Source organism: Chondromyces crocatus (assembly GCF_001189295.1).
GTDB classification, from domain to species: Bacteria; Myxococcota_A; Polyangia; order Polyangiales; family Polyangiaceae; genus Chondromyces; species Chondromyces crocatus.
The window spans coordinates 5,222,415-5,238,749 of the sequence record NZ_CP012159.1; the positions used below are offsets into that span (position 1 = coordinate 5,222,415).

General features: G+C 69.9%; 12 protein-coding genes. 8 read left to right on the forward strand and 4 right to left on the reverse strand.

Annotation, left to right across the window (positions count from 1 at the left end; genetic code table 11):
* Positions 1–178: 178 nt before the first annotated feature.
* From CMC5_RS19255 to CMC5_RS19265, 3 genes are all read right to left on the reverse strand, one after another.
* The gene (locus CMC5_RS19255; protein WP_169796596.1) at positions 179–928 is read right to left on the reverse strand and encodes a lytic transglycosylase domain-containing protein; all 750 of its coding nucleotides are present in this window, start codon (positions 926–928) and stop codon (positions 179–181) included.
* Between the two features lie 211 nt (positions 929–1,139).
* Complete coding sequence (locus CMC5_RS19260; RefSeq protein WP_050431801.1) at positions 1,140–3,203, reverse strand: hypothetical protein; 2,064 nt, start codon at positions 3,201–3,203, stop codon at positions 1,140–1,142.
* 190 nt (positions 3,204–3,393) lie between these two features.
* Positions 3,394–4,386 (reverse strand): CPBP family intramembrane glutamic endopeptidase, encoded by a 993-nt coding sequence (locus CMC5_RS19265; protein ID WP_156338729.1) that lies wholly within the window; start codon positions 4,384–4,386, stop codon positions 3,394–3,396.
* A 350-nt stretch (positions 4,387–4,736) separates the two neighbouring features.
* Between CMC5_RS19265 and CMC5_RS19270 the strand changes: the two genes are divergently transcribed.
* The 3 genes from CMC5_RS19270 to CMC5_RS19280 all read left to right on the forward strand — a co-directional run bounded on the left by CMC5_RS19270 (position 4,737) and on the right by CMC5_RS19280 (position 8,328).
* The gene (locus CMC5_RS19270) at positions 4,737–5,114 is read left to right on the forward strand and encodes a hypothetical protein (RefSeq protein WP_050431802.1); all 378 of its coding nucleotides are present in this window, start codon (positions 4,737–4,739) and stop codon (positions 5,112–5,114) included.
* A 282-nt stretch (positions 5,115–5,396) separates the two neighbouring features.
* Entirely contained in the window at positions 5,397–7,328 is a 1,932-nt protein-coding gene (gene speA / locus CMC5_RS19275; protein WP_082362616.1) for a biosynthetic arginine decarboxylase, read from the forward strand.
* Positions 7,329–7,641: 313 nt separating this feature from the next.
* Positions 7,642–8,328, forward strand: coding sequence for a heme exporter protein CcmB (locus CMC5_RS19280; protein WP_050431803.1), 687 nt, complete (start codon positions 7,642–7,644; stop codon positions 8,326–8,328).
* Between the two features lie 36 nt (positions 8,329–8,364).
* Here the strand turns inward: CMC5_RS19280 and CMC5_RS19285 are convergent, their stop codons facing one another.
* Positions 8,365–9,651, reverse strand: a complete 1,287-nt coding sequence (locus CMC5_RS19285) for a 2Fe-2S iron-sulfur cluster-binding protein (protein ID WP_050431804.1) — start codon at positions 9,649–9,651, stop codon at positions 8,365–8,367.
* Positions 9,652–9,744: 93 nt separating this feature from the next.
* Here CMC5_RS19285 and CMC5_RS19290 point away from each other — a divergent pair, with 93 nt between their 5' ends.
* From CMC5_RS19290 to CMC5_RS19310, 5 genes are all read left to right on the forward strand, one after another.
* Positions 9,745–10,356: a hypothetical protein gene (locus CMC5_RS19290; protein ID WP_050431805.1), complete on the forward strand. Its 612-nt coding sequence runs from the start codon at positions 9,745–9,747 to the stop codon at positions 10,354–10,356.
* Between the two features lie 41 nt (positions 10,357–10,397).
* On the forward strand, positions 10,398–10,991 hold the full coding sequence (gene nadD, locus CMC5_RS19295) for a nicotinate (nicotinamide) nucleotide adenylyltransferase (protein ID WP_063796601.1): 594 nt from the start codon (positions 10,398–10,400) through the stop codon (positions 10,989–10,991).
* Positions 10,988–12,076, forward strand: a complete 1,089-nt coding sequence (locus CMC5_RS19300) for a DUF2520 domain-containing protein (protein WP_179955528.1) — start codon at positions 10,988–10,990, stop codon at positions 12,074–12,076. Before nadD ends, CMC5_RS19300 begins: the two co-directional genes overlap by 4 nt.
* A gap of 257 nt (positions 12,077–12,333) precedes the next feature.
* The gene (locus tag CMC5_RS19305) at positions 12,334–15,918 is read left to right on the forward strand and encodes a sigma 54-interacting transcriptional regulator (protein WP_050431807.1); all 3,585 of its coding nucleotides are present in this window, start codon (positions 12,334–12,336) and stop codon (positions 15,916–15,918) included.
* Between the two features lie 32 nt (positions 15,919–15,950).
* Entirely contained in the window at positions 15,951–16,286 is a 336-nt protein-coding gene (locus tag CMC5_RS19310) for a hypothetical protein (protein WP_050431808.1), read from the forward strand.
* Positions 16,287–16,335: the final 49 nt, after the last annotated feature.

Genomic DNA, 16,335 nt, shown 5'->3' on the forward strand with positions numbered 1-16,335 from the left:
CGGCTCGACTTGCACAACCCCTGTCCGAAGGTCCAGGAGATCCGCCGGTTCCAGGGGTTCTAGCCTGGTTTCGGGTCGTGACGCGCGGCGCATGGAGTCGGCGCGGGGAGCGGGTGGGCGACGACGAGGAGCGTCATGCGTGGCGCGACGCGTTGTGACGGGTGCGGCGAAGTGCCGCTCAGGGTTCGGTCGACGCAGCGGTGGCGTCGCGGTTCGCGCGGTAGCGGGCGTAGTACGTACGGACGCGGGTCACGTAGGTCTGCGTCTCCTGGTAAGGCGGAATTCCGTTGTAGCGGAGGACCGCCCCTTCGCCGGCGTTGTACCCGGCGATGGTGAGATCGAGATCTCCGTTGAAGACGTTGGCCAGCACGCGGAGGTAGCGGGTGCCTCCGAAGATGGCCTCGCGTGGATCGAAGGCATCGCGGACCTGCATGCGCAACGCGGTGGGCGGCATGAGCTGCATCAGGCCCTGCGCACCGGCGGGGGACACGGCGCGCGGGTCGTAGTCGCTCTCCACCTTGATGACGGCGCGGATCAGCTCTTCGGGGATCTGGTACAGCGTCCCCGCCTGGCGGATCCAGGCGTCGTAGCGGGTGAAGCGATCGAGGCTGCGATCGCTGGGGAGCGTGGGGGTGATGCCGTTCCGCGAGGTGCCGCGTCGCTCCTGGGATTTGAGGTACAGCTTGAACTTGGGGTCGGCGCCGGCGCGGTTGGAGAAGTGGGTGACGCCGTCCGCGTCGGTGTACATGTAGATGTCGGCCTCGGCGCGGCCGGGGCACAGCGAGACGCAGAACGCGAGGGCGCCGAGCACCGTGGCGGCGCGGGTGAGGCGCGCGCGGCCGCCAGCGGCGCGAGGTGCGGCGGCGCGAGGTTCGGCGGCGCGAGGTTCGGCGGCGCGAGGGCGGGGGGCGGTGGTGCCGGGCTTCACGGGGTGGCTTCAGGATAGAAGCTGTCCGGTGGGTCGCGCAAAGGATCGCCACCTCGATCCGGGCGGGTTGCCAACTTGTCGCGTCGTGGGCGTTCCGTGCCGGATCGGCACGCCGCAGGAACGCGGGTCGGTGCCAGGCTGGCAGGCGCTCGGTGGGCGCTCATCACGGCGGTCGCCGGCTGCCAGCGCGTGGCTGCGGAGGGCGCTGCCGTCAAGCGTCGAAGCTGCCTGTCACCTTGAAGCGTTGCCAGTCGGCAGCGCGTGGCAGTGTCTCGCGGTTGGTGCGCCGCAACCATGCGGACTTGAAGTCCTTGGCTCGCCGTAGCAGCTCTCGGTCGGAGAGCTGCGGCGCTTCGAGCTGTGCGAGGAGATCCCAGACGGCGGCGCCCCGGGAGAGCGCCCGCTCGGAGAACGTGGCGGCCAGCTCGCGCATGGAGGCGAGTCGCCTCGGTTCGTCGCGTGGACGCACGATCTGCACCACGTCGAGCAGCGCGGCGGGGTGGAGCGCGAGCAGTTGCTTCGCGGCGAGCACGCCGATGAACCACTGATCCTCCGAGCAGAGCAGCACACCCCCACCCGCTGAACCTACCTTTTCTTCCAGCTCGCGCGCGACGCAGCGGTCGTGCCGCAAGACGATGTCGCTTCGCCTCGGCTCGTCCTGGAGCGCCACGGCTTCCGTCGATACGATTCGCTGGGAACCAATCTCGTAGCGTTTCGCGAGGGTCTCCAGCGACTGTTCGACGACGCGACGCAGGCGCCGCGGCTCCTGTGACCACCTGTCGCTCTCCCAGTCGTGGGGAAGGCCAAGATCCTGCAAGAACTCGTCGAAGCGCACGAGGGTTGCGGGCTCGCTCCGGCGCTGCGCCACGGCGTGGAAATGCGCCACGTAGAAGTTCTCGGAGCGCGCCAGGTCCTCGTCGACGCCGATGAAGGAGCGGTATCGGCGTGCCGCCTCCAGGAGGTGTGCGGCCATCTCCTCGATGTAGACGCTCGGAATGACGGCCATGATGCCGCGTTTGCGCAGCGCCTGGTGGAGTTCGACGGCGCTCTCCGAGGTGGTCCAGCCGTGCGCGACCCGATCGAACATGCCGCACAGCATCGGGAGAGCGACGGAAGCATCCAGCCAGATCGTGAGATCGTTGCCGTGCGTGAGCGCCGTGGCGAGTTCGTCGCTCTCGCGGCTCGTCATCTGGATGAAGAGTTCTGCCGCTCCGAGGGCCTTGCCATAGGGGGACGCCGATACGACGTCGACGAGCTCCTTGAGCGCCTCGCTGGAGGTGCCTCCTCGCGGCATGAGATGATCTGCAAGGCGCCGCTCGACCCGGTCGAGGCGCCTCGTGAGTTCTTCCGAGGTGCGCCCGGTCAGTGCGCTGGGGGGGACTTCCCGTACGAGGAGGCCCAGATCGTCGAAGACGTCGTCCACGGCGCTCCTGCGCCGCTCGGCATCGTGAATCCGCCCTTCCAGCGCCTCGATGCAGTCCTCGCGCAGGCGCTCGGCAGCGGCGGCCTGGATGTCCAGGGCCGCCTTCGTCCGCGCCGCGAGCGTGCGGGTCGCGGCGACCTCGGCTTCACGTACCTCGACGAGGCCCTCGGCCGCGAGGGTATCGAGTTCCCGGCGAAACAGGCGCCGAACCGACGTACCGATCCCCGCCGCATCGACCGCATGGCTCAGCAGCGCGTCGACCGAGATCGGTGTGCTGGTCCGGTACAGACATGCCGCGAGTACGCTGCGTGCGACCTCGGCACGAAAGTCGCCCGAATTCTCGTGGAAGAAGGTGAAAGCCAGGCGCGCGTCCACGGATGGGCTCCAGGGGCGCGGTGTGGCTCTGGCGGCCGAGGCGCCGATGATGCGCGCGAGCACGGCATAGACCTCGGGATACCTGTCGGGCTCAGCGGCGAGCGATGCGATGCTGCGCGCGTCGTAGAACTTGATCACGACGCCGTACTTCATCTCGAGCTGCGCGAGCTTTGGCTCCGGAGCGGCTGGTGTCTGGGCACAGACGAAGAACAGCCGGCCGCTCGTCCGCAGTAGTTCGTATCTGTCGAGCGCCCCCGAAAGTTTCACGTCCCAGGCCTCCTTGAGGCCGGAGTGGAGCTGGACAGGCTTTCTACCTGCCTGGAACTCGATCCAGGCATCGGCGCCGCCGTCTCCCGTACCGTCGGCGAGCAGGACGGGCGTCCCGTAGAGCGCACGAAGCGTGGCGAGGGCGACCTCGTTGAAGGCTGACGGCGACAGGACGTTCTTGATGAACTCGACCCAGTCATTCGTCAGCATCGCGGCCTCCCTCGGCGCACCAACCGTGGTTCACGGCAGCCCGGACTCGGTTTCGGCGCGTCCCATGGTGTGCACCAGCACGTTACCATGGAGGAATCTTGCAGTGCAGCTCCCTCGGCACTGCGCCTCCGCCCTCACGTCGGATGATGATGAGGCCAGGCGGGGCTGACGTGGCGCGCGACGCGCAGGATCAGGGGGCCCAGAAGACCTTCGGGATGGCGTTGCGGTTCATGAGGGAGAGGACGTCCATCAAGAGCGCGACGGTGACGTGGACGATGAAGCCGGAGTAGATGCTCTTCGTGCGCATCGCCAGCGAGCCGAGGGCGATGCCGGCGATCACGGCGCCCGCGGTTTCCAGGTACGGCTTGCCGAAGTGGATCATGCAGTACGGGACGATCATGGCGAAGATCGCGCCCGAGCCCATGGTGCGCCGGAGGCCCGACAGCCAGAAGCCGCGGAAGAAGATCTCCAGGGCGAAGAACTGGAGGAAGTACATCGCCTCCCAGACCATGAAGTCGAACCAGGACCGGGAGCTCTGCTTGTAGAAGGGGTAGTAGTTGCCGAAGTCGGGCGAGCTCGCGACGATGAACACGGCGGGGACGACGACGGCGAGGCAGAGGCCGTAGATCCAGGCGTGGCTGAGCAGGCCGCGGACGCGCAGGCCCATGTCGAGGAGGCTGTCCTTCCGGAAGCAGATCTTCCAGGTGACGAAGGGGATGACCACGTAGCCGAGCACGCGGGTGAAGGTCCACCAGCCGTAGCTGTAGAGCTCCGTGTACTTGCGGAGGGAGACGTACTGCCCGAGGCCGCCAGGGTGGAGGGCTTGCTCCAGCTCGACGCCGCGGAGCCAGGGCTTGATGTGGTCGCCGAAGAAGTCGCGTCCGCCGAAGTAATGCTGGAGGGTGAGGACGAGGGCGGTGATGGTGAACAGGACGGCGGGGCGGTAATCGTACTGACCCGCGGCGAGGGTGCGGCGCTGGTGCTCGTGGGCCTCGACGTCCAGCTCGCGCCAGGTGCGCCGGAAGAAGAGCCAGAGCACCGGGGCGATGGCCACGTAGGCCACGATGGGGAGGGCGACCTTGAACAGCGTCTCCGCGAGGGACGGGCCCTCGGGGACGGGCAAGGGGAGGGGAGGCACGGCCTTGGCGGCCTGAGCGAAGAGCCAGCGGCCTTGCTCCAACATGCGGCGCCTCTACCACGGTCGCCCAGGGAGGAGCGGAGATTGGTGGCGCGCGAGGGAGAGATTCGCCGGAGCCAGGGCGCGGAGGTCGGCTGGAGGGGGAGGCGCGGTTCGTCGGAACGGGAGGGGCGCGGAGGGGTGGTGGGGAGCCAGGGAGGCGCGGTTCGAGGGGCGAGGGAGGAGGCTCGTCGGTCGAGGGCGGAGGCTCCGGTGGGGGGCGGGCCAGGCCGCGGGTGGGGGGACGCGGCATTCGGTCTTTCGGCCGGCTTGCGTGTGCGCGCGCTGCTCTGCTAGATCGGCGCCCCACACAAGCCGCGCGAGTCATCTCGCGCCACCAGCAGAAGGAGACGACCATGGCACGCAAAAGCCCGATCTCGATCGTGAAGGAGAAGTTCGGCGAGAAGTCGAAGCTCGTCGAGGCCCTCAAGCAGCTCACCGGCGACGCGCTGTGGCTCGACCGCACCAACGCCGACCGGGGCGGCGCGAAGAGCCTCGAGCACGTCTCGAACGCGAAGCTCCTTCGTCTCCACGCGACGTTCTCCGAGGTCAAGGAGAAGTTCGGCAGCCGCGCGAAGCTCGTGGACGCCATCCTGGAGACGGAGAAGCGCGCCAAGGACGCCGGTTACCGCAAGCGCCTGGAAGCGTGGCCCGTGCCCCGCCTCTACGACCACTACAAGTCCGCCGCGAAGCGCGCCAAGGCCGCCGCTGCGAAGACCCCGGCCCAGGCCTGACCCCAGGCCGAACTTCCCCCCGGGACCCCCCCTCCGCCACCGCACACCGCACTGCGTCGGCTGGTCTTGAAGGACTTGCCCCCTTGTCGTATTGAGCCGCAGCGCGGACGTGCGGGGGTCTCTGCCGTCCCACATTCACACGACCGTTTCACGTTGCCCAGCCGGCCACGTCCAGGGTTCGAACGCTGCTTTTGAGCGGCCGATGAAAGCCGGGCGTGGCCTCTTTAGCTCTCCGTCGCATCGACGAACGACCCTCACCGCGGCCTCAAGGAGGCAAAGAAGTTGAGCAGTACGCAAAAGCAGGAGCCCAACGCGTGGACCACGGACGACGCGAAGGACCTCTACATGATCGACCGCTGGGGCCGGGGCTACTTCGACGTGAGCCCCGACGGTAACATCACGGTCGCGCCGCTGCAGGAGCGTGGCAGCAAGATCTCGATCGCCGACGTGGTGAGGGCTGCGCGTGAGGAGGGGCTGCGCGCGCCGCTGTTGATCCGGTTCCAGGATCTGCTGCACCACCGGGTGCGGACGCTGAACGAGGCGTTCAACCGGGCGATCGCGGAGGTGAAGTACCGCGGGCTCTACCGCGGGGTGTTCCCGATCAAGGTGAACCAGCTCAAGGAGGTGGTGGAGGAGATCCTCGAGGCCGGAAAGGCCTACCACTACGGGCTGGAGGTAGGCTCGAAGCCGGAGCTGTTCGCAGGGCTCAGCGTCCACACGGACAACGAGTCGCTCATCGTCTGCAACGGCTACAAGGACGAGAACTTCATCCGTACCGCGATGCTCGGCCGCAAGCTGGGCAAGAAGGTGATCCTCGTCGCGGAGAAGCTCTCCGAGGTGCGGACCATCGCGCGCGTGGCGAAGGAGATGAACGTCGAGCCGCTGGTCGGGCTGCGCGTCCGGCTGATGACCGAGGGCGCCGGCAAGTGGGCGGCGAGCGGTGGTGAGCACGCGAAGTTCGGGCTGTCGACGGCCGAGATCCTCGCGGCGTGCAACATCCTGAGCGAGGCGGGCATGAGCTCGGCGTTCAAGCTGCTGCACTTCCACATCGGCTCGCAGGTGCCCGACATCCTCATCGTGAAGCGCGCGGTGCGCGAGGCGACGCGCCACTACGCGAAGCTGCGCAAGATGGGGCACAAGATCGAGTACATGGACGTCGGTGGCGGTCTGGCGATCGACTACGACGGGTCGCGCTCGACGTTCCACTCGTCGATGAACTACTCGGTCGAGGAGTACGCGCGGGACATCGTCCACAACATCGCCGACATCTGCGACGACGAGAAGGTGCCGCACCCGAACATCGTCTCCGAGTCGGGGCGCGCGATCGTGGCGCACCACTCGGTGCTGGTGGTGCAGGCGTTCGGCTCGATCGAGAAGACGCCGTCGACGCCGATCGACATCCAGGCCGAGGAGCACAAGCTCATCCAGGCGCTGCTGGAGACGCGGGACAACCTCACGGCCGCGAACCTCGCGGAGTCGTGGCACGACATCCTCCAGGTGAAGGAGGAGTCGCAGAAGATGTTCGAGCTGGGGCTGCTCAACCTCGACGTGAAGGCGCGGGTGGAGACGCTCTACTGGGAGAACGCCGAGAAGATGGCGCTGCTCGCGGGATCGCTCGATCAGCAGGAGGCGCCCGAGGACGTGGTGCAGCTCCGCACGCAGCTCGCGGATCAGTACATCTGCAACTTCTCGGTGTTCCAGTCGCTGCTGGACCACTGGGCGCTGGGGTCGCTGTTCCCGGTGGTGCCGATCCACCGGCTGAACGAGCGCCCGGGGTCCGACAGCACGCTGGTCGACATCACCTGCGACTCGGAGGGGAAGGTGAGCAAGTTCATCGACCTCTCGGATGTGCGCGACACGCTGCCGCTGCACGTGCTGCAAGGCGAGGAGCCGTACTACCTGGGCATCTTCCTGACCGGCGCGTACCAGGACATCATGGGCGACATCCACAACCTGTTCGGCCGGGTGAACGAGGTCCACGTGTTCCTCGATTCGGACGAGGACTGCGGGTACTACATCGAGGAGATGATCGCGGGGAACCAGATCCGCGAGGTCCTCGGGCTGACGCAGTACGACACGCCAGGCCTGATCCAGCGCGTGAAGGCGCAGGTGGACGGCGCGATCAAGCAGGACCTGATGAAGCCGACCGAGGGGATGCGACTCCTCGCCGACTACGAGCGCGGTCTGAAGGATCAGACGTACCTCAGCTTTTAGTCCCGACGAGGGGGCTCGCGCCCCCTCGCCCCGATGGGCGTGAATCCCATCGGGGCCCCACACCCCGCGAACCGCTCGCGTTTCATGGAGCGTGAGGGCCCGTCGGCAGGGCGCATCGATGCAAGGAGTCGATGGCTTCGGGGCGCGCTGGCTTCTGGGCTCGCGCTTCTTCGCTCTGGCGGGCGTGAATCCCGTCGGGGCCCCACGCCCTGTGATCGGCAGGGTGCACCTTCGTGCAAAGTGCTGATAGTTCCTGGAGCGTGATGGCTTCCGGGCAAGGCGCCTCGATGTGCGGTGCGGCGGGTGACCTGCGATGAAGCGGCCGGGGTGGTTGCAGCAGGCGCTGTTCGTGGCAGGCAAGGATCTGTCGATCGAGCTGGCGACAGGGGAGATCATCACCACGAGCGGGTTCTTCGCGGTGCTCGTGGCGGTGATCGCGTCGCTCGCGTTCTTCGCCGGGCAAGGGGCGGCGGAGCAGGTGGCGCCCGGGGTCATCTGGGTGAGCGTGACGTTCGCGTCGGTGCTCGCGCTGAGCCGGACGTGGCAGCGGGAGCGAGAGGATGGGGCGTTGCTCGGGCTCCTGGTGATGCCGATCCAGCGGAGTGCGATCTTCGCGGGGAAGGCGATCGGGGTGTTCGTGTTCGTGGCCGCGGTGGAGATCATCGTGATCCCGGTGTCGGCGCTGCTGTTCTCGGTGGATCTGCGGCTGGTGGGCGGGGGGATCGCGCTGTTCTGTCTGGCGGCGACGCCCGGGATCGCGGCGAGCGGGACGCTGTTCGGGGCGATGACGGTGCGGACGCGGGCGCGGGATCTGGTGCTGGCGAGTGTGCTGTTTCCGCTGCTGGCGCCGACGATGCTGGCTGCGGTGGCCGGGACGCGCGAGCTGTTCGGTGGGGCGTCGATCGGGGAGCTGACGGACTACCTGGTGCTGATGGGGGTGTTCGACGTGGTGTTCGTGGCGGGTGGGGTCGGGATGTTCGAGCTGCTGATCGAGGGGTGATCAGGCGCGGGTGAGGGCGAGCCGTCCAGGCGGAGATCAAGCGGGGGCGCGTGTGGCGTCGAGGATGTCGTCGACGGCGACGCGGGCGCTTTCGAGGAGCGCGGCGAGATCGAAGGGGGCACCAGTACACTCGCCGACGGCCCAGACGCCGTCTGCGGCGCGACCGCGAGGATCGGTGGTCACGGCGTAGCCCTTGTCGGCGAGGTAGGTCAGCGAGGCGCCGGCTTGCGCGGCGACCTCGAAGGCGGGGGCGCCAGGGGCGGCGAGCGCGAGGGCGACGGCCTTCACGGTGCGGCGCTTCGGGGGATCGCCTTCCTTGATGAACACGGCGCTGACCTCGGAGCTGCCGCGCACGCCGAGGAGGGAGGGGAGGGGGACGCGCATGGCGAGGCGCTTGCCGAGGCGGATCGCGGCTTCTTCGGCCCAGAAGCCTTCGCCGGCGAGGACGACGGGGCCGGTCGGTTCGAGGCCGCTGGCGAGGAGGCGACAGAGGGCGCGGGCGGAGAGGACGCCCGGGAGGTCGTTGTTGGGGAAGGCGAGCATGCCGTCGTGGGCGCCAGTGGCGAAGACGGTGGCGCGGGCGCGGAGGAGCACGGCGCCTTCGTCGCTCGCAGCGAGGAGTTCGCCGTCATAGACGCCCGCGGCGACGTGGCGGAGGAGCTGCTGCACGCCTTTCAAGGGGTGGGCGGCGAGCAGCTCGGCGGCGCGGTGGGGGGCCTTCGGGGTGGTGGCGCGGGCGCCTCGCAGGTCTTCGCAGAGGGCGAGGCCGTCGTGGACGAGGGCGACGGTGCGGCCGTTCGCGGCGAGGCGCGAGGCGACGGCGACGCCTGCCGGGCCGCCGCCGACGATGGCGGCGTCGACGTCGAGGCGGCGCGCAGGGCGAGGCTTCAGGGGTTCGTTCGGGAGACGGCCGAGGCCGGCGATCTTCTGGGCGAAGGACTGCATCACGTCCTGGAGGCCAGGGATGCCGGCCATGAGGTGGTGATGGTCGAGGCCGCTGGGGAAGAACCAGTCGGTGACCCGGAGGAGGTCGGCGTTGCGGGAGCCGATGACGTTCTGGGTCTCGATCTGCTCGCCGCCCCGGGCTGGGCGGGCGCAGGTCATGACGTTGGGGACGCCGTCCACCCGGGCGAGGCAGCCGTCGCAGGCGCCGCGCAGGCAGCTGGGGCCGCGGGGGCGGTGCAGCTTGGGGCTGCGCGCCAGGCGGACGTTGTCGGAGGCGAGCAGGGCGACGGCGAGGGGCTCCCCCCGCTCGGCCGGGACAGGATCGCCATCGATCTGGACGGTGACAGGGTCTCGGAGCGCGCGGGTGCGCCGGAACATGGAAGGACCCTAGCGAGCGGGGGGCGGCGCCGGAAGGGGGGAGGCGTCAGAACACTGTCCCCGGTTTTCCGGGGTGGTCTATGCTGGCGCGACATGCGCCTCGGCATCCTTGGCCCGGCCCAGGGCGATCTGCCCGCCCTCGCTCGCGCGGCGCAGCGCCTCCTGGACGAGGCCCACGCGGACAAGGTGCTCTACATCTCCGACGATGACGCGCTCGACCAGGTGGTGGCGGGCTGGGCGCGCGGGCTGGTGGGGGCCGATCCCTCCGAAGCGTCGCTGTTCGCACGGGCGTCCCGGTGCGCGGAGGCGGGGTCGGAGGCGATCGACGCCTTCGTGGTCTCGGAGAGCGCGCGGCTGCGGCTGCGGGTGCTGGCGAGCTTGCCGCCCGGGCAGCGGACGATCGAGATCCTCGACGGGCGGGTGGTGCTGTTCGTGTTCGACAAGGCCACGCTCGACGAGGAGGACATCCTGCCGGCGTCGGTGCTGGTGGTGGGCAAGAGCCCGACGCCCTTCATCCGGAAGGCAGGGGCGAGGACGTTCCTCGCGCCCGGGCCGATCGGGTCGCAGGATGGAGGGGCGGCGCTGCTCGATGATGGCGGTGGGGGGATGCGCATCGAGGTGATGAACCTGCGCGGTGCGGTGACGGCGCGCGAGGTGGTGGGGGCGCCGCATCAGAGCGCGAAGATGCGGGTTCAGGGGGGATAGGAGTCGAGGTGGACGAGGTGGTGGCGCGTCCTGCGGAGGGCATCGGTGCGGCGCGGCGGGTGGCGATCTTCGGAGGGAGCTTCAACCCGCCGCACGTGTCGCACGTGCTGGCGGTGACGTACGCGCTGTCGGTGGCGCCCGTGGACGCGGTGGTGGTGGTCCCCGTGTTCCAGCATCCGTTCGCGAAGGAGCTGGTGCCTTACGAGGATCGGCTCGAGATGTGTCGGCTCGCGCTCGGGTGGATCCCGTCGGTGGAGGTATCGACGGTGGAGCGGGAGCTGGGCGGCGAGAGCTTGACGCTGCGGACGCTGGAGCACCTGGCGGCGGTGCACCCGGGGTGGTCGATGCGGCTCCTGGTGGGCGCCGACGTGCTGCCGGATCTGCCGAAGTGGCATCGGTTCGATCGCATCGCCGAGCTGGCGCCGCCGCTGGTGCTGGGGCGCGCGGGGATCGGGTCGGAGGGGGGCGCGGCGCATGGGCTGTCGGCCCCCGAGGCGGTGTTGCCCGAGGTGTCGAGCACCGAGGTGCGTCGTGCGCTGGCGGCCGGTGATCTGGAGGCGGTGCGCTGGCAGGTGCCGCGGGTGGTGCTGGAGTACGCGCTGGAGCGCGGGCTCTACGGTGTCGGGCGGGGATGAAAGCGAGAGCGAGCAAGGTGAGCGCAAGCAAGGCGAAGGCGTCCGGCGCGAAGGCGGCGGGGAGCAGGAAGACGGCGACCGGCGCGGGGAAAGCGGCGGGCAAGGGAAAGGCCGGCGGCACCGGGAAGGCGGCCCGCAAGGGGAGCGCGCCCGGCAAGGCGAAGGGCGTCCGCAAGGTGAGCGCTTCCACCAAGGCGAAGGCCGGGAGCGACGTGAAAGCCTCTCGCGCCGCGGCGGTCCGCAAGGTCGGGGCGGGTCGCGCCGAGCCGGTGATCTTCATCTACGGTGGCGGCAAGGTGGGGCGCGGGCTCCAGCGGGCGCTGCGGGCCGTCGGGGTGTCGGCTGCGCTGCGGCCGGCCCGTCGTGGGCTCCCTCGGCGTCCGATCGATGCCGATCTGGTGATCGTGGCGCTCCGGGATCGCGACATCGCGACGTGTGCGGAGGCGCTGCGGGCGCGAGGGTTGATCGGTCACCGGCGGTGTGCGGTGGTGCACTGCGCTGGTGCGCTGGGGCCCGAGGCGCTCGAGGCGGTGCGCAGCGAGCGGGTGGCCGTGGCGCAGATGCACCCGATGATCTCGTTCGCGTCCACGGTGTCGACGCCCGGGTTGCTGCGCGGTCAGCTCCACGTGGATGGTGACGCCTACGCGGTGCGGCTGTGTCGGGCGCTCGGGAAGCAGCTCGGGATGAGCCCGCGGACGATTCCAGGTCTGGATCGGGTGGCCTATCACGCGGCGGCAGGCATCGTCGCGAACGGTGCAGCGGCGCTCGCCGCAGGGGGCGTGGGGTTGCTCGAGCGAGCCGGGGTGGCGCGGGCGACGGCGGCGGCGATGCTGGGGCCGCTGCTGCGCACGGTCGCGGACAACGTGGAAGCGCTGGGGCTGCCCCAGGCGCTCACGGGGCCGGTGCGTCGAGGCGATGCGACGGGGGTTGCGCGGCACCTGGAGACGCTGCGGCGGCTCGCGCCGGAGCTGATCCCGCTGTACGAAGCGTCCGCGGCGATCCAGCTCCCGCTCGCGAGGGAGCTGGGCGAGGCGAAGGACGAGGCGTTCGACGCGGTGGAGGCGGCGCTTTCGGGCGCGTCCTGAAGTACCGGAAGAGAGCGCGGGGCGCTTTCGGGCGCTCCAGCCGCGTGCGGACGCTTCCAGCGGAGGGAGGCCGTGGCGAGGCCGTAGCAAGGCCGTGAGGAGCGCCGGCATGATGGAAATGCAGCCGAATTCTTGTCGCGCCCGGTCGCGGTTTTTCTTGTGGCTGCAACTCTTTTCGAGGCGCGGCGGCGCTCCGAAAAAAGGCGTCACGCTTCCATAGACGGGCGAGGTTCGAGGCAGGTAGCCTGGGAGGCGCCTTGCGAAACGCCGTCGCTGCTAGCCCTCTGCCGACGTCGGTCGAACCTGGCGGGTTCCGCCTGCTCGACGATCTCGCGCGCGCTCCGGCCTCTTGCGGCTTGCACTACCTCCACGGTCCTCGCGCCGTGCTGGATGCGAGCGCGGCGCACGTCGCCCGTCGGGCCCGTGCGTCGGGGAGGCCGCTCATCTGGGTGCGCTCCGGAGATGGGTGCGCTTTCCGTGAGCTGTCGATGCGCTGCGGTGTGGTCACCGCGGATCCGCTCGTCGCGGCGAGGGAGCTGCTCTCCGCGATGGATGGAGCGCTGCTCGTGGTGATGGAGAGCGCCGTCACGAGCTGGGGGAGGGCCGTCGCGGAGGAGATGACGCGCCTTCTTGCGGTGCAGCCGTCGCGGGTGCTGGTGCTGGTGTGCAACGAGGGGGCGCCGACGCCGTGGGCCCACGCCATCACGATGCGTGGCTCGATCGGCAAGGAAGAGCTGCACCTCTGGTGGGAAGCGCTGGCGGGCGACGCGGAGCGGCACCTGGTGGCGCGCTTCGATCGTCTGGACGCCCTCGATGGATGGTGGACGTCGGCCCTGTCGGTCGAGCCTGGAGAGACGCGCGCATGGCCGAAGCTGCGGGCCGGGGCGCAGCGTCTGTTCTCGCGGCTCGCGCTGAGCCGGATGCCCTGGCGGGCGGCGCACCTGGGGATGCTGCTGTCGGAGGGCGAGGGGAGCGTCCTCGAGGCGCGCGACGAGCTGCTCTCGCAAGGGCTGATCGAGAGCGATGTGCGCGGCTGGATCGTCGCCATCGCGGCGGCTCCGGCGGAGACGGTCGAGCGAGAGGACGTGCTGGTGGTGGCCGCGGCGCTGGAGCGGCAGGCGGCAGAGCCCTGGGCCTGGATCCGCGCGGGCGAGCTGCTGGCGCAGCTCGGGTCGATGGAGCGGGCCGAGGCGGCCGCGGTGCGCGCGATCGGTGGGGCTGCAGAGCCCGCGGCGCGCTCGGACATCTGGCGTCGCTGGACCCAGACGCTCGAGGCGCTGCCCACGGGGGAGTCCGGGGCGTTCCTGCTGCGGGCCGCGCAGCTCGCCATGCGGGTGGGCGATGTGGATCGCTCGTTCGAGCTGGCGCGTGCGTCGGTGGCGCGTGAGGGGGAGGGCTTCGAGCCGCTGCTGACGCTGGGTCGAGCGGTGATGGCGCGCGGCGATCTGACCACCGCGGGCATCGTCCTGGGCAAGGCGATCGAGCGGGCGGCGGGCCCCGCGGCGCGAGCGCGGGCGGTCGTGCAGATGGCCGACGTGCACTACAAGGCCGGCGATTTCGAGGCGGCGCGTCGGACGGCGGATGCTGGTCTGCTGGAGGCCGCAGATCTGGAGACGCGGCTCGCGGCGCGCAATGTGCTCGGCAAGCTGCTCCTCGCCAGCTCGGCGTGGTCGGAGGCGGAGCGGCACTTCGCTGCCGATGGATGGGAAGCGGCGTGCGGTGGGGATCTGCTGGGAGAGCTGCGCGCGCGGATGAACCGCGCCGTGGCGCTGCTCTCGAACGGGTCGGACGACGAGGCCCGGGCGATGCTGCTCGGGGTGCTCGAGGACGGTGAGCGCCTCGGGGAGCTGCAAGCCACGGGGTTCGCGCTGAGCAACCTTGCGGTGATCGCGACGCAGCGGACCGATTATGCCGAGGCCCTCCGGCTCTCGGAGCAGGCGATCGACGTATCCCGTCAGGTGGGCGATCGGGTGGTGCTCGCGAACTGCATCGCGAACCTCGCGGAGCTGCGTTTGCGGGTCGGGCTCATCGCCGAGGCGGAGCAAGCCCTGGCCTTCGGTCGCAAGGTCTGCAGCGCCGGTCTTCCGGGGACGTGGGCGCCGCACTTCGCGCTGGTGATGGCGCAGATCCGGCTGGCGCAGGACCGGACGGAGGAGGCGCGGACGGAGATCATCAAGGCCATCTCCTCGGCCTCGGGCTCGAACCACGGCGCAAAGCGGGCCGAGTGCTACGCGATGGCGGCGAGGATCGCGCTGGAAGAGGGAGATGTCGCGCGGGCTTCGCAGGCGCTGGAGAAGGCGCGCAGCGATCTCAACCCGCCGGCCACGGTGGCCGAGATCGCGATCCTGGAGGCGGAGCTTGCGCGTGCGGCCGGAGAGCCATTCGGCGAGCTTTCGCTGGTCGCGCTCGAGCGATCTCGCAATGCGAACGACGACGAGCGCGCGCGTGCAGCGCACGTGCTGCTCTACCAGGCGGCCCTGGTTGCCGACGATCGCCGAGGGGCCAGGGCACACCTCGCCGCAGCGGGAGCGCTCCGGGACCAGCTCGCGGACGCGCTCCCCGCCGATCTCAAGCCCAGGTTCCTGGCGCGTCCGGGGATCGCGGCGCTGAGCCGCTGGGAGGCGGCGCTCTGCTTCGAGGAGCGCGAGTCGAGCCGCGGCAGCGTCGGTGGCGTGGAAGGAGAGCCCAGCGGGCGTCCTTCGGTGCCGCGGCCGTCCTTCATGGCGTCGAGAGATGCTGGCAACGCGGCGCCGGCCGTCCAGAGGATGGCGGGTCGTGCGCCCGCCGTCGTCTCGCTGATCTCGCAGATGCACAAAGTCGGTCCGACCGACGCGACGGTGCTGATCTTCGGCGAGAGCGGGACGGGGAAGGAACTCGTCGCGGAGGCGCTCCACGAGCTGAGCCCGCGGCGCGCAGGCCCGCTGGTGAAGGTGAACTGCGCAGCGCTCGTGGAGACGCTGCTCTTGTCGGAGCTGTTCGGGCACGAGAAGGGCTCGTTCACGGGCGCGGCAGCGCGGCGGCGTGGTCGTTTCGAGCTCGCGGAAGGCGGCACGCTGTTCCTCGACGAGATCGGCGACATCTCGCCGCGCACCCAGGTCGCGCTGCTCCGGGTGCTGCAGGATCGCTCGTTCGAACGGGTCGGCGGGGTGACGCCCCTCCGCGCCAACTGCCGCATCGTGTGCGCGACCCACCGTGATCTCCGCGCGATGGTGGCCCGTGGCGAGTTCCGAGAGGATCTGTACTACCGGCTCCGTCAGGTCGTCCTGGATGTCGCTCCGTTGCGACAGCGCATCGGAGACCTCCCGCTCATCGCGGCCGAGATCCTCTCGCGGATCGCGAGCGAGCGCCGGGAGCCGGCAAAGCGTCTCTCGGAGGAGGCGACGGCTGCGCTCTCCGGGTACGCATGGCCCGGCAACGTGCGCGAGCTGGAGAACGCCCTCCGCGCCGCCGCGCTGTTCGCCGAGGGCAACCTCATCGAGCTTCTGGACATCACATCCAACGTGGACGACCTCCGCGGTCTTGCGGCGCCCAGCTCCTCCACGGACGTGGCGGGTGTGTCCTCGATCCGGAGCGTGGAGCCCCTGAGCAGCCCTGGCCCCGTGTCGGTCGATCCTCGGCCCTCGGAGACGGGGCGGACGCCCGTCGAGGCCGCTTACGCCCATGTGCGCGCGGGGGTGAGCCTGAGCGACATGAAGCGCGAAATCGAGCGGGAGTGCATTGCGAGGGCTCTTTCGGAGAGCAACGGGAATATCACCCGCGCCGCAGCCCTATTGGGAATGAAGCGGCCGCGGCTGTCACAGCTAGTCAAGCAGTACGGCTTCGGCGGATGCTCGGAGGACTGACCATGAGCGGTTGGAGGAGAGGGTGTGGTTCGGTGAAGCCAGCGCTCGCGCTCGTGCTTGCGACGATGCTGGGTGGCTGTGCTTTCCAGCCGCTGGACTCCGAGGAGATGGACCTGCTCCTGGGCGAGGAGCTGAGCGAGCTCGGTGTATCCCCGGAGGAGGAAGGTGATGCGCTGGTGGGGGGGACCCTGTCCCCCACGCCAGAGCAGGTGACCGATCCGAACCCGAACCCGTGGAAGGATCTGACGCTTCCCACCAGGATCCAGTTCGATCCGAACCCTACGCCCTGGGAGCCAGGCGGCTCGTCGACGCCCACGACCGAGCCTCCGACGTCCACGCCTTCGAACTCCTCCAACAAGAAGCGCTGAACGCCTCGAGCGGGTCGAGGAGGCACCGCGCCACGCGGTGACCTGATCC

Coding starts and splice junctions, on each gene's coding strand:
- CMC5_RS19260 (WP_050431801.1), bottom strand. CDS start 3,203: ATGCTGACGAATGACTGGGTCGAGTTCATCAAGAACGTCCTGTCGCCG.
- CMC5_RS19265 (WP_156338729.1), bottom strand. CDS start 4,386: ATGTTGGAGCAAGGCCGCTGGCTCTTCGCTCAGGCCGCCAAGGCCGTG.
- CMC5_RS19270 (WP_050431802.1), top strand. CDS start 4,737: ATGGCACGCAAAAGCCCGATCTCGATCGTGAAGGAGAAGTTCGGCGAG.
- CMC5_RS19280 (WP_050431803.1), top strand. CDS start 7,642: ATGAAGCGGCCGGGGTGGTTGCAGCAGGCGCTGTTCGTGGCAGGCAAG.
- CMC5_RS19285 (WP_050431804.1), bottom strand. CDS start 9,651: ATGTTCCGGCGCACCCGCGCGCTCCGAGACCCTGTCACCGTCCAGATC.
- CMC5_RS19290 (WP_050431805.1), top strand. CDS start 9,745: ATGCGCCTCGGCATCCTTGGCCCGGCCCAGGGCGATCTGCCCGCCCTC.
- CMC5_RS19300 (WP_179955528.1), top strand. CDS start 10,988: ATGAAAGCGAGAGCGAGCAAGGTGAGCGCAAGCAAGGCGAAGGCGTCC.